This window comes from Streptococcus sp. zg-86 (assembly GCF_017639855.1).
GTDB classification, from domain to species: domain Bacteria; phylum Bacillota; class Bacilli; order Lactobacillales; family Streptococcaceae; genus Streptococcus; species Streptococcus zhangguiae.
The window spans coordinates 1450720-1463288 of the sequence record NZ_CP072115.1 but is presented as its reverse complement, the minus strand read 5'-3'; the positions used below and the strand labels follow the sequence as shown (position 1 = coordinate 1463288).

The window sequence follows — 12569 nt, the reverse complement described above, 5'->3', positions numbered from 1 at the left end:
TAATCCTCGGCTAATATTAGTCCATCGGACTGTTGAAGGTTGGAAATAAGGATTATGTCATAATCCTCAGCTAATATTAGTCCATCGGACTGTTGAAGGTTGGAAATAAGGATTATGTCGTAATCCTCAGCCAATGTTAGTCCATCGGACTGTTGAAGGTTGGAAATAAGGATTATGTCATAATCCTCAGCTAATATTAGTCCATCGGACTGTTGAAGGTTGGAAATAAGGATTATGACATAATCCTCAGCTAGCATTAGTCCGATGGTTCAGTAGAGACGAGCTATGCTCGCTCTATTTCTTACCTTCCACAATTCTCAATTGCAAGGGGCGAGCTGCACTCGTTCTATTTCCAGCCTTCCACAATTTTCAATTGTGGAAGCTAGTTAGATTTTGATTTTTATAGAGTATAATACTCCATGAAAATGCAAGAGAAAAAGCCGAGCTTGAGCTCGGACTTGTATTTCCCACTTTTTATCGTTTTTATTGTGAAAGCTCATTAGAAATGGCTATTTTAGAGAGATTTTTTCTGCTAAAAGACACGGTAAACATAAGGATTTTTCGGTTGCTCAATCTTGACACATTCTGTTAACTCAAGTGTCGGAAGGGCTTGTTGGAGAGAACTATGATAGGAAAGTTGAATGATTCCCTTAGCTGCAACCCAGGTATTGTCTTGAAATTGGGTGTCTTGGCCAGTTGACAGGAGCCCGTAGACACCGGAGTCAGCAATACAATGGATAATCCCAAATCGGAAGAGAAATTGTTGGTTGGCATTATCAGGGTCATTGTAGACAAAGCCTACCATTTCAATTGTTTTGCCAACAAATTCATTCGGATAATCATAGATAGCTTCCATGACTTCCATGTAATTTTCGCTGGTTACACGAATGGTTTCTTGATTCAGATACCGCTCAGCCACCTTACGCATTTCGGCTTGGTAACTGGACTTGGTGAAATAAGCAGAGGTATCGGGCTTCAAGTATTGAACGGTTGTTCCTTCTTGTTCTTGTATGGCAGTATTATTTCCTGCTGCGAGAGGAAAATGATAGCCCTTAGCAGCCACCGTTGTCGAATCTAGGTGAACGGTCGGAAAGCCCCAAGCAACAAGAAGTGGAATCAGCAGCAGGCCGATACTGGTTAACTTAGCCATTTTGGTAGAAAGATGGCTATGCGTTTCCATTTGCTTCATCCAAATGTAGAGCTGGACGAGGGCTAGGATAAAGGTCAATACCATGGAGAGATAGGCTAAATAAGAATAGTGGAGATTGATATACTGATCCAATTTTCCAGAAATGTAGAGATAGAGCGTCATTTCAAAATAACCCGCTAAAATTAAGAAACGAACCATACTAGATACCTCCTAGCGCAAGACAATACAGGACGATGACAACCGTGATAATGCTGATAAATTGCAGAATAAAGGATGTCTTAAAGGAATGCTTCATCATAATGAGATTTTTAATATCAATCATGGGGCCGATAACGAGAAAGGCCATGACAGGAGCAAAACCAAAGGTCGCAAGCAATGAAGAACCGATAAAGGCATCCGCTTCCGAGCAGAGCGATAGTAAAAAGGCAAGCAACATCATTAAGAGAATAGCAGTTACTGGATTGTGGCCGATTTTGGTCAAGATACTGGTTGGAATGTAAACTTGCACAAGACTGGCGAATAGGCAACCAAAAATCAGATAGCGACCAGTATCGAAAAATTCATCAATACTCTGTACCAAGGCTTGACCAACTTTTTTCCAACCTGTTAGATGGTAAAAGTGATGTTCATGCAGGGGTGTCGAAGTTTCTTTTACAATCGAATCTGTCCGAATAAAACCGAGAAATAGCCCCAAAACCAGTGCTACAAGGATGGAACCAAGGGCACGATAGAGGGCAAATTTGATCGAATTTCCAAAGGCTGTAAAAGTGGCAAATAAGACAATGGGGTTGATAACGGGCGCTGTTGCTAAAAAGGGAATAGCTGTATAAGTAGGAACTTTTTTCTCCAGTAATCGATTAACAATGGGGACAATGCCACATTCACAAGAAGGAAAAATAAAGCCGATAAAGGTTCCGAATAAAATTCTCAAAAAACGATTTTGAGGTAAGGCTTGATGAACACGGTCTGGTGTCACATAGACATCGATAAAACCTGAAATTAAGGAACCAATGAGAACAAAAGGCAAAGCCTCGATGACAATAGAAAGAAAAATCGCTCCTGCTTGTAAGACAGAAGCTGGTAAGTTTTGTAATCCCAACATCAGGCGAACCTACTTTTCTGCAGATTTCTGGTCTTTTGTTTCTTTTTGGGGTTTGGGATCTGGGAACTCCACTTTTTCGAGTGCATCAAAAGAAGCAAATTCTTCTAACATTTTTTCTAAATCATCTTGTCGCTTGTATGTAACAGCCATGAAACACCTCCAAATAATAGTTGTTTGATAATGATAAGTCTATTATACTCTTTCTTCTGGAAAAATACAGAATTTAGCCATTTTTAAAAGTTGAAAAGCAAGTGTTTCGTTTCGGGTTCTGACTCAAATCATGGTATAATAACAGTATGAAAGATAGAATGAATGACTTAGTAAATCAGCTGAATCAATACGCAGATGCTTACTATCGATTAGACCGCCCAGTTGTCTCAGATGCTGAATATGATCAGCTCTATCGTGAATTGGTGGAGCTAGAGGAAGCACATCCTGATTTGGTCTTGCCAAACAGTCCTAGTCATCGTGTGGGTGGGAAACTCCTAGACGGTTTTAGCAAATACCAGCACGAATACCCTTTGTACAGCCTACAAGACGCCTTTTCCTTTGAAGAATTGGAAACCTTTGACCGCCGTATTCGTAAGGAATTTCCAAATGCAACCTATATTTGCGAATTAAAAATTGATGGCTTATCGATTTCGCTGACCTATGAGGCTGGTCAGTTGGTTGTAGGAGCTACTCGTGGAGATGGCAGTATTGGTGAAAATATCACAGAAAATCTCAAACGAGTACAGGATATTCCCCTAACATTGCCAGAAGCCCTTGATATAACTGTCCGTGGCGAATGCTATATGCCCAAAGTTTCGTTTAATCGCATCAATCAGATTCGTCAAGAAGCTGGAGAAGTAGAATTTGCCAATCCACGAAATGCAGCAGCAGGGACCTTGCGCCAATTGGATACCAGAATCGTAGCCAAACGTGGTCTTGCTACCTTCTTATACCAAGAAGCCAGTCCGACAGAAGCAGATAGTCAGTCCCATGTTCTTGATAAATTGACCAAGCTAGGTTTTGTAACCAATCAGGATTACCATTTGGCAGAGACGATTCAAGATGTCTGGGACTTTATCCAAGACTTGGCTAGTCGGAGAGAGACATTGCCCTATGACATTGACGGTGTTGTGATTAAGGTCAATAATCTGGCTATTCAAGATGAATTAGGCTTTACGATTAAGGCACCGCGCTGGGCAATTGCCTATAAATTTCCTGCTGAAGAAAAAGAAGCAGAGATTCTATCGGTGGACTGGACAGTCGGCAGAACGGGCGTTGTAACCCCGACGGCTAATTTGACACCTGTTCAACTGGCAGGGACTACTGTGAGTCGTGCGACCTTGCACAATGTGGATTACATTGCTGAAAAAGATATTCGCCTGCATGATACGGTCATTGTCTATAAAGCGGGGGATATTATTCCAGCGGTCTTATCAGTAGTTCAAGCAAAGCGAGATCAGCAAGAACCTCTCATCATTCCAAGAGAATGTCCGAGTTGCGGTAGTGAGTTGTGTCATTATGAGGACGAGGTTGCTCTCCGTTGCATCAATCCACTTTGTCCTGCCCAGTTAAAAAGTAAATTGGAGCATTTTTCGAGTCGTGATGCCATGAATATTGCTGGTTTGGGGAGTTCGATTGTAGAAAAACTCTTTTCTGCCAATCTAGTCCATGATGTGGCAGATATTTACCGCCTATCTGTTGAGGATTTATTGACCTTAGAAGGTTTTAAAGAGAAGTCGGCTACAAAACTGTATCAAGCGATTCAGGCTTCAAAGACCCATTCGGCAGAACGACTTTTGTTTGGTTTAGGCATTCGTCATGTCGGCAGTAAGGCTAGTAAGATTTTATTAGAAACCTTTACCTCGATTCCCAATCTTGCCAAAGCTGATTTGGAGGAGATTGCAACACTCGAAGGAATAGGAGCCGTTATTGCCCAATCTGTAACGAGCTATTTTGCAAGCGAAGGGGCTAAGGTCTTAGTAGCAGAATTGGAACTGCTAGGAGTCAATCTTACCTACCTTGGTCACAGTCTTGCAACCGATGCTCTCTTATCTGGTATGACCATTGTCTTGACTGGAAAATTAGAGCGCCTCAAGCGGGGCGAGGCCAAGGCTAAACTGGAGCGTTTGGGAGCGACTGTTACAGGATCTGTCTCGAAAAAAACGAACCTTGTAGTAGCAGGCAGTGATGCAGGCAGTAAATTAACAAAGGCACAAGAATTGGGTATTGAGGTGAGAGACGAGGCCTGGTTAGAAAGTCTATAGGTGCATATATGGAACAAAGAAAACGAGCGCGATTGATTTATAATCCTGTTTCCGGTCAGGAAATTATGAAGAAAAATGTAGCAGAAGTTCTGCACATTTTAGAAGGTTTTGGCTATGAAACCTCTGCTTTTCAAACAAGTCCTGAACAAGATTCAGCGAAAAATGAAGCAACCAGAGCAGCTGAAGCAGGTTTTGACTTGGTGATTGCTGCTGGCGGAGATGGAACGATTAACGAAGTGGTGAATGGGATTGCCTTTCTTCCCAAACGTCCGCAGATGGCCATTATTCCAACTGGCACAACCAATGATTACGCAAGGGCCCTAAAAATTCCTAGGGGAAATCCAGTTGAGGCAGCAAAGGTTATTGGGAAGAAACAGACGATTTTAATGGACATTGGTCTTGCGAAAAATCAACAGTCTGGAGACAATTATTTTATCAATATTGCCGCTGCAGGGACCTTGACAGAATTAACCTATAGCGTTCCGAGCCAACTCAAGACAATTTTTGGCTACCTTGCCTATGTGGTAAAGGGAGCAGAATTACTCCCACAAGTTCAGTTTACTCCTGTTCGTGTAGCCTATGACGAAGGCGTTTTTGAAGGAAAAATCTCCATGATTTTTGTCGCCTTAACCAATTCGATTGGCGGTTTTGAGCAGATTGTGCCGGATGCTAAGTTGGACGATGGTATGTTTACCTTGATTATGGTAAAGACAGGCAATCTCTTTGAGATTCTGCACTTGATTCGTCTCGTTATTGACGGAGGAAAGCATGTTGATAGCGATAAGATTGAATACATCAAGACCCGTCAGCTAACGATTGAATCCGTAGATAGCGACAATCGCATGATGTTAAATCTCGATGGTGAATATGGAGGGGATGCTCCAGTTGAGCTGATTAATCTGGCAAATCATATTGAATTTTTCGCTGACACAGATAAGGTGGCAGATGAGGCCATTACCCTTGATACAGACGAATTGAATCGAGAAGATATGGCCAAACGGTTTATTGCGGAAGCAGATCAATTAGATGATACAATATAAATAGGAAGAAAAGATGAACAGTCTTTTCTTTTTTCTATACACCTAAAGTAGAAAAACGCTTTCAAATGCTGTCTTTTCTTGACAAATGCATTTTTTAGGAGTATGCTATCATGGTATAAAAATTTTAAAGGAGAATTAAAAATGGATGTATCTGCATTAGCTTTAGGTGTTGCCTGTTTAGGTGTTAGTGTTGGTGAGGGATTACTGGTTGCAAGTTACCTTAGCTCTACAGCACGTCAACCTGAATTACAAAGCAAACTAATGACAGGAGTATTCATGGGCGTAGCCTTCATTGAGGGTACTTTCTTCGTAACCCTTGCGATGACATTGTTCTTGCGTGGATAAAGAATACCTCAGAATCATTAGAAAGGGGGAGTAATCGTGGAAGGAACTGCAGCTCCAACAATTACTCTGGGTCCTGTAACCTTTGATGTAACCATGGTCATTGTTACAATGGTTACGATTACCATTATATTTTTACTCGTATTTTGGGCCAGTCGCAGCATGACATTGAAGCCGAAAGGCAAGCAAAATGTATTGGAATATGTCTATGAGTTGACAATCAATTTTACAAAAGGAAATTTAGGCGATGTCGAGTCAAAGAGATATGCTCTGTACTTCTTTACGCTTTTTCTATTTCTCTTGCTAGCGAATAATCTAGGATTGATGACGAAATTAGAATCCTCAGAGGGTGTGAATTTCTGGACTTCTCCAACCTCTAATATGGCTTATGACTTTGGTTTGGCCATTATGGCAGTTGTTTTCTGCCACGTAGAAGGGATTCGTCGCCAAGGATTTAAAAATTATTTAAAAGCATTTGTAACCCCTTGGGCAATGGCTCCGATGAATATTTTAGAAGAAGTGACGAACGTAGCTTCTCTCGCGCTTCGTCTGTACGGAAATATCTTTGCCGGTGAAATTTTGGTAACCCTATTGGTGCAGATGTCACAAAAAAGTGCGTTTGCTTATCCCATTGCCTTCCTATTGAATGTCATCTGGACTGGTTTTTCAATCTTTATTTCCTGCTTACAAGCCTATGTGTTTGTGATGCTGGTTTCGATGTATTTAAATAAGAAAATTCAAGGTGAAGGTGAATAGGAAAGGATGTAGGTATTCATGATTACAGGACTAAGTATAAATAGTACCATGCTTGGTAATTTTATTCTAGTTACGGCTTCTTTTGCCGTATTGATTGTGGCAATTCGCCTCTTCGCATGGGATAAAATTACAGGTATTTTTGAAGAACGTGCTGCAAAAATTTCAGGAGATATCGATGCAGCAGAAGAAAAATTAGCAGAAGCCTCAGATCTTGTTCAACAACGAGAACAAGAGTTGGCACAAGGCCGTGTAGAAGGACAAAAGATTGTTCAAGATGCTGTTGACCGTGCAAAGCTAGAGAAAAAACGCATTTTGGAACAAGCTGAAGTGGAAATCGAAGCCTTGAAAAAGAAAGCCGATTTGGAAATTGAAGCTGAGAAGCGAGAAGCTCAAGAGAAATTGCACATTCAAGTTGCAGATTTGGCAGTTGATTTGGCTAGCAAAATTATCTTAGAGGATTTGGATCAGCAAGCGCATAGCGAATTGATTAGTCGCTATATTGATAGGCTAGGAGAAGAATAATGAATGCTAGAGAAACTGCCTTGGTGCAAAAATATGCTCAATCATTCGTTGATAAGGTATATGATCGCGAGGATGTCTGGACGATTTATGACCAAATCTCGGCTATTCTCACGGTTATTCAAGATAGTAAATTAAATCGAATTCTCTTATCTGCAACGGTTTCTCATGCTGAAAAGGCTGAATTTGTTCATGCGATTCGCCAATCAACCTACCGAGAAGTCAATGACATGATTGAAGCTGTAGCGCGTGACGGTCATGCTGATTTGCTCGTTGAAACGCTAGAAGCAGCCCTGCGGTTGATCAGCAAGAGCAAGCAAGAGTTTGATGCCCATATTGTATCTGTCTATCCATTGACAGAGGAACAAAAAGAAAAGGTGCGTCATCTGGTAGAAAATCGTTTTTCGTTGAAAGTTCGTCATATTATAGAAGAAATTGACAGAGAAGTTTTGGGTGGCTTTATTGTGACAGTCAACCACAAGGTTATCGATGCCAGTGTGCGGACGCAATTGAAAGAAATTCGAAATAGACTTTAGAAAATAGAAAGTGGTGTTCTTTTGGTGATTAATGCACAAGAAATTAGCGCTTTACTAAAACAACAAATTGAAGGGTTTCAGCCCGATTTTGACTATACAGAGACGGGAGTTGTAACTTATATTGGTGACGGGATTGCCCGTGCTCACGGATTGGATAATGCCATGAGTGGAGAGCTTCTGATTTTTGAAAATGGTACAATCGGAATGGCTCAAAATCTGGAAACGGTCGATGTAGGGATTATCATCTTGGGACCTTTCACCGATATTCGGGAAGGTTCGGTTGTTCGCCGTACTGGAAAAATCATGGAAGTACCAGTTGGTCAAGCCTTGATTGGACGTGTGGTGAATCCACTTGGACAGCCTGTTGATGGACTCGGTGAAATTCGGACTACTAAGACAAGACCGATTGAGTATCCGGCACCAGGTGTGATGCAGCGGAAATCCGTTAACCAGCCTCTTCAAACAGGCTTAAAGGCAATTGATGCCCTCGTGCCAATTGGTCGTGGTCAGCGTGAGTTGATTATCGGAGACCGACAAACAGGGAAAACCTCGATTGCCATTGATGCAATTTTGAATCAAAAAGATCAAGATATGATTTGTATCTATGTGGCAATTGGGCAAAAAGAATCGACAGTCCGTACTCAGGTTGAAACACTTCGTCAATATGGAGCGCTTGATTATACGATTGTGGTAACGGCTTCAGCTTCTCAACCGTCTCCATTGCTTTTCTTGGCGCCGTATGCTGGCGTTGCAATGGCAGAAGAATTCATGTATGAAGGCAAACATGTCTTGGTTGTTTACGATGATTTATCAAAACAAGCGGTTGCCTACCGTGAATTATCCCTACTTCTTCGCCGGCCACCAGGTCGGGAAGCTTATCCAGGGGATGTCTTTTATCTACACAGTCGCTTGTTAGAGCGCTCTGCTAAGGTATCAGATGAACTAGGCGGTGGATCGATTACTGCCTTACCATTTATTGAAACGCAGGCGGGAGATATCTCAGCCTATATCGCAACCAACGTTATTTCAATCACGGACGGCCAAATTTTCTTGAAAGATGATTTGTTCAACTCAGGAATTCGCCCTGCGATTGATGCAGGTTCATCGGTATCCCGTGTTGGTGGTTCTGCCCAAATTAAGGCGATGAAAAAAGTAGCAGGTACACTTCGGATTGACCTTGCTTCCTATCGTGAATTAGAAGCCTTTACTCAATTTGGTTCAGATTTGGATGCTGCGACTCAAGCGAAATTAAATCGTGGACGTCGGACAGTAGAAGTGTTGAAGCAGCCGCTTCATAAACCATTACCAGTTGAGAAACAAGTTCTTATTCTCTATGCCTTGACAAATGGTTTCTTGGACTCAGTACCAATCGATGATATTTTGGCTTTTGAAGAAGAACTTTATGCCTACTTTGACTTGCACCATGACGGTCTTTTGGATACCATTCGGGTTACAAAAGATTTGCCAGATATAGATGAATTGAATGCTGCTATTCAGGAATTCAAAGACCAGTCTGTCTTTCAGTAAAGGAGAAGTGTTATGGCAGGTTCTCTCAATGAAATAAAAACAAAAATTGCCTCTACAAAGAAAACCAGTCAAATCACAGGTGCGATGCAGATGGTATCGGCTGCCAAACTAGCTAAATCAGAGCAATTGGCAAAGTCCTTTCAGATTTATGCTAGCAAGGTTCGGAAAATTACGACAGACTTGCTCCGTGGTGAATTGATGGAAGGCTCGACCAACCCTATGTTGATTCGTCGGCCAATCCAAAAATCAGGCTATATTGTGATTACCTCTGATAGTGGTTTGAAGGGGAGCTACAATGCGATGATTCTCAAGGCTGTTATGGAAATGATTGAGCAGGACCATACTAGCAAGGATGAGTATGAAATCATTGCTATCGGTGGCATGGGAGCGGATTTCTTTCGAGCAAGAGGCATTCAACCAATCTTCGAATTGCGTGGCTTAGCGGACAATCCAAGTTTTGATGATGTTCAGAAAATCATTTCAAAATCTGTTGAGATGTATAAAAACGAGATTTTTGATGAATTGTATGTCTGCTACAATCACCATATAAATAGTTTGAGTCGTCAAGTGCGTGTACAGCAGATGTTACCAGTCGAAGATTTGGATCACAATGAGGCAGATGGCTATACGGCTACCTTTGAACTGGAACCAAGTAGGGATGCGCTTTTGGGACAACTCTTGACACAATATGCAGAATCAACGATATATGGTGCGATTTTAGACGCTAAAACGGCTGAGAATGCTGCGGGTATGGTAGCCATGCAGACAGCAACAGATAATGCTAAGAGTGTGATTGATGAGTTGACCATTCGTTACAATCGGGCGCGTCAGGCAGCAATTACACAGGAAATTACAGAAATCGTAGCAGGAGCAAGCGCTCTTGACTAGATGATTCAAGAGTAGTTAGTATTTTTCAGCTTTCTTGAAGAGTAGGAGAAAGCTACAGAGTGTGCTTTAAACGGTTCTCGGATTTTGTTTAATTGAACACGGACTAAGAGCTGTGTAAAAAAGAGACGCAGATGTTCCAACTTTAGTTGGTTACAACTGAGGCTCCCTTTAGGGATAAATCTTCCTAGAGTTTTCTAACTCTTCGTCAGATTCCCTATTTTCACTGTGTGCTTTAAACGCTCTCATATCTTAATAAATTGAACACGGACTAAGAGCTGTGTAAAAAAGATAGATTTCCTTGTGTTCATCGAACACATCGTCAATCTCCTATTTTTACTGTGCTCTTGACGTCCTTTGTATCTTGTATAAAGGAGAAAAAATGAGTTCAGGCAAAATTACTCAGGTTGTTGGGCCGGTTGTCGATGTGGCATTTTCGGCTGATGATAAGCTTCCTGAGATTAACAACGCACTTGTCGTTTATAAGAACGATGAATCAAAACAAAAAGTCGTGCTTGAGGTTGCATTGGAGCTAGGCGATGGTGTTGTTCGAACCATTGCTATGGAATCAACAGATGGCTTGACTCGTGGAATGGAAGTTCTCGACACTGGACATCCCATTTCTGTCCCTGTTGGGAAGGAAACGCTTGGTCGTGTCTTTAACGTTCTAGGTGATACGATTGACTTGGAGACACCATTTGACGAGGTAGTGGAACGTCATCCGATTCATAAAAAAGCTCCGACATTTGATGAATTATCAACTGCAACAGAGATTTTGGAAACAGGTATTAAAGTTATTGACCTCCTAGCTCCTTATTTGAAGGGGGGGAAAGTCGGTCTCTTTGGTGGTGCCGGTGTTGGTAAAACGGTTCTTATCCAAGAATTGATTCACAATATCGCTCAAGAACACGGTGGTATTTCAGTATTTACTGGTGTTGGTGAGCGGACTCGTGAAGGGAATGACCTTTACTGGGAAATGAAAGAATCAGGTGTTATTGAAAAAACAGCCATGGTGTTTGGACAGATGAATGAACCGCCAGGTGCTCGTATGCGGGTTGCCTTGACTGGCTTGACGATTGCAGAATACTTCCGTGATGTCGAAGGTCAGGATGTGCTATTGTTCATCGACAATATCTTTCGTTTTACGCAAGCGGGTTCTGAAGTTTCTGCCCTCTTGGGTCGGATGCCGTCAGCTGTAGGGTATCAACCAACCCTAGCAACTGAAATGGGACAATTGCAGGAGCGGATTACCTCAACTAAAAAAGGTTCCGTAACATCTATTCAAGCGATTTATGTCCCAGCCGATGACTATACTGACCCAGCGCCAGCAACAGCCTTTGCGCATTTGGATTCAACGACTAACTTAGAGCGGAAATTGACTCAGTTGGGGATTTATCCAGCCGTGGATCCTCTTGCCTCTAGTTCACGTGCCTTGGCGCCTGAAGTTGTTGGAGAAGAGCATTATGCGGTCGCTATGGAAGTAAAACGCGTCTTGCAACGCTACCAAGAGTTACAAGATATTATTGCTATCTTGGGAATGGATGAATTGTCTGATGATGAAAAGACCTTGGTTGGTCGTGCTCGTCGCATTCAATTCTTCTTATCACAAAACTTTAATGTTGCAGAGCAATTCACTGGTATGCCAGGTTCATACGTACCAGTTGCTGAAACAGTACGTGGCTTTAAAGAAATCTTGGATGGTAAGCATGATACATTACCAGAAGACGCTTTCCGCAATGTTGGTTCAATTGATGATGTGATTGCAAAAGCAGCCAAGATGAGATTTTAGAGGTGTTTTATGGCACAAATGACCGTACAAATTGTAACGCCAGACGGTATTCGGTATGATCACCATGCGGCTTTCGTACTCGTTCGAACAACGGAAGGCGAGCTAGGGATTTATCCTGGGCACGTTGAATTGATTGCTGTGCTAGCGATTGATGAGATCAAGGTGCGCCGGATCGATGATGAAAATCATGTGGATTGGATTGCGGTCAATGGCGGTATTATTGAAATTTCAAAAGATTTGATTACCATTGTATCTGATTCGGCTGAACGGGATCGTGATATTGATGTCAGTCGTGCCGAGCGTGCGAAACTTCGAGCTGAAAGAGAGCTAGAAGAAGCCCAGCATGCACAGAATATTGATATGGAAAGACGGGCAGCCATTGCCCTCCAACGGGCGATTAATCGGATTCGTGTTGGTCAAAAGTAATCGTAGAAGAAATGAATACTGTAAAGGGAGTGAGACAAAAATCGGTATTTCGCAGAAATCGATTATCCTCACTCCTTTATTTCTAGGTTCGGGCTAAACGAATCTACTGGATTCGTTTACTCTTACCCCGCAAGGTTGACGCAGTTTGTAGAATGTTGATTTATCAACGTTTTACAAAGCCGACAGTCCTCGCTTTTGAATTTCTAGGCTCAGGTATCAATAGTCACTCCCTTGACTATTGA

General features: G+C 42.0%; 13 protein-coding genes. 10 read left to right on the top strand and 3 right to left on the bottom strand.

The window, feature by feature from the left end; translation table 11 throughout:
* Window positions 1–532: 532 nt before the first annotated feature.
* From J5M87_RS06975 to J5M87_RS06965, 3 genes are read right to left on the bottom strand one after another with little or no spacing between them, the layout of a single operon-like run.
* Complete coding sequence (locus J5M87_RS06975) at window positions 533–1348, bottom strand: TIGR03943 family putative permease subunit (protein WP_154608461.1); 816 nt, start codon at window positions 1346–1348, stop codon at window positions 533–535.
* Between the two features lies 1 nt (window position 1349).
* The gene (locus J5M87_RS06970; protein ID WP_154608460.1) at window positions 1350–2252 is read right to left on the bottom strand and encodes a permease; all 903 of its coding nucleotides are present in this window, start codon (window positions 2250–2252) and stop codon (window positions 1350–1352) included.
* Between the two features lie 9 nt (window positions 2253–2261).
* Window positions 2262–2402 carry an SPJ_0845 family protein gene (locus J5M87_RS06965; protein ID WP_181351479.1) on the bottom strand — a complete coding sequence of 47 codons (141 nt, stop codon included), beginning with the start codon at window positions 2400–2402 and terminating at the stop codon, window positions 2262–2264.
* A gap of 146 nt (window positions 2403–2548) precedes the next feature.
* On the opposite strand from J5M87_RS06965, the gene ligA reads away from it, so the two are divergent.
* The 10 genes from ligA to J5M87_RS06915 all read left to right on the top strand — a co-directional run bounded on the left by ligA (window position 2549) and on the right by J5M87_RS06915 (window position 12327).
* Window positions 2549–4507: an NAD-dependent DNA ligase LigA gene (ligA, locus tag J5M87_RS06960; RefSeq protein WP_154608459.1), complete on the top strand. Its 1959-nt coding sequence runs from the start codon at window positions 2549–2551 to the stop codon at window positions 4505–4507.
* An 8-nt stretch (window positions 4508–4515) separates the two neighbouring features.
* Entirely contained in the window at window positions 4516–5547 is a 1032-nt protein-coding gene (locus tag J5M87_RS06955; protein ID WP_154608458.1) for a diacylglycerol kinase family lipid kinase, read from the top strand.
* Between the two features lie 141 nt (window positions 5548–5688).
* The gene (locus J5M87_RS06950) at window positions 5689–5892 is read left to right on the top strand and encodes a F0F1 ATP synthase subunit C (protein ID WP_067089042.1); all 204 of its coding nucleotides are present in this window, start codon (window positions 5689–5691) and stop codon (window positions 5890–5892) included.
* A 36-nt stretch (window positions 5893–5928) separates the two neighbouring features.
* Window positions 5929–6645: a F0F1 ATP synthase subunit A gene (atpB, locus tag J5M87_RS06945; protein ID WP_160463255.1), complete on the top strand. Its 717-nt coding sequence runs from the start codon at window positions 5929–5931 to the stop codon at window positions 6643–6645.
* A gap of 18 nt (window positions 6646–6663) precedes the next feature.
* A complete protein-coding gene (gene atpF, locus J5M87_RS06940) occupies window positions 6664–7167 on the top strand; it encodes a F0F1 ATP synthase subunit B (RefSeq protein ID WP_067089050.1) in 504 nt (167 codons plus the stop codon).
* Window positions 7167–7700, top strand: coding sequence for a F0F1 ATP synthase subunit delta (locus J5M87_RS06935; protein ID WP_067089053.1), 534 nt, complete (start codon window positions 7167–7169; stop codon window positions 7698–7700). Before atpF ends, J5M87_RS06935 begins: the two co-directional genes overlap by 1 nt.
* Window positions 7701–7721: 21 nt before the next feature.
* Window positions 7722–9227: a F0F1 ATP synthase subunit alpha gene (atpA, locus tag J5M87_RS06930; RefSeq protein ID WP_154608457.1), complete on the top strand. Its 1506-nt coding sequence runs from the start codon at window positions 7722–7724 to the stop codon at window positions 9225–9227.
* A 12-nt stretch (window positions 9228–9239) separates the two neighbouring features.
* The gene (locus J5M87_RS06925) at window positions 9240–10115 is read left to right on the top strand and encodes a F0F1 ATP synthase subunit gamma (protein WP_067089061.1); all 876 of its coding nucleotides are present in this window, start codon (window positions 9240–9242) and stop codon (window positions 10113–10115) included.
* A 379-nt stretch (window positions 10116–10494) separates the two neighbouring features.
* Window positions 10495–11901, top strand: coding sequence for a F0F1 ATP synthase subunit beta (gene atpD / locus J5M87_RS06920; protein ID WP_154608456.1), 1407 nt, complete (start codon window positions 10495–10497; stop codon window positions 11899–11901).
* A gap of 9 nt (window positions 11902–11910) precedes the next feature.
* Window positions 11911–12327 carry a F0F1 ATP synthase subunit epsilon gene (locus J5M87_RS06915; protein WP_154608455.1) on the top strand — a complete coding sequence of 139 codons (417 nt, stop codon included), beginning with the start codon at window positions 11911–11913 and terminating at the stop codon, window positions 12325–12327.
* Window positions 12328–12569: the final 242 nt, after the last annotated feature.

Coding starts and splice junctions, on each gene's coding strand:
- J5M87_RS06975 (WP_154608461.1), bottom strand. CDS start 1,348: ATGGTTCGTTTCTTAATTTTAGCGGGTTATTTTGAAATGACGCTCTAT.
- J5M87_RS06970 (WP_154608460.1), bottom strand. CDS start 2,252: ATGTTGGGATTACAAAACTTACCAGCTTCTGTCTTACAAGCAGGAGCG.
- J5M87_RS06965 (WP_181351479.1), bottom strand. CDS start 2,402: ATGGCTGTTACATACAAGCGACAAGATGATTTAGAAAAAATGTTAGAA.
- ligA (WP_154608459.1), top strand. CDS start 2,549: ATGAAAGATAGAATGAATGACTTAGTAAATCAGCTGAATCAATACGCA.
- J5M87_RS06955 (WP_154608458.1), top strand. CDS start 4,516: ATGGAACAAAGAAAACGAGCGCGATTGATTTATAATCCTGTTTCCGGT.
- J5M87_RS06950 (WP_067089042.1), top strand. CDS start 5,689: ATGGATGTATCTGCATTAGCTTTAGGTGTTGCCTGTTTAGGTGTTAGT.
- atpF (WP_067089050.1), top strand. CDS start 6,664: ATGATTACAGGACTAAGTATAAATAGTACCATGCTTGGTAATTTTATT.
- J5M87_RS06935 (WP_067089053.1), top strand. CDS start 7,167: ATGAATGCTAGAGAAACTGCCTTGGTGCAAAAATATGCTCAATCATTC.
- J5M87_RS06925 (WP_067089061.1), top strand. CDS start 9,240: ATGGCAGGTTCTCTCAATGAAATAAAAACAAAAATTGCCTCTACAAAG.
- atpD (WP_154608456.1), top strand. CDS start 10,495: ATGAGTTCAGGCAAAATTACTCAGGTTGTTGGGCCGGTTGTCGATGTG.
- J5M87_RS06915 (WP_154608455.1), top strand. CDS start 11,911: ATGGCACAAATGACCGTACAAATTGTAACGCCAGACGGTATTCGGTAT.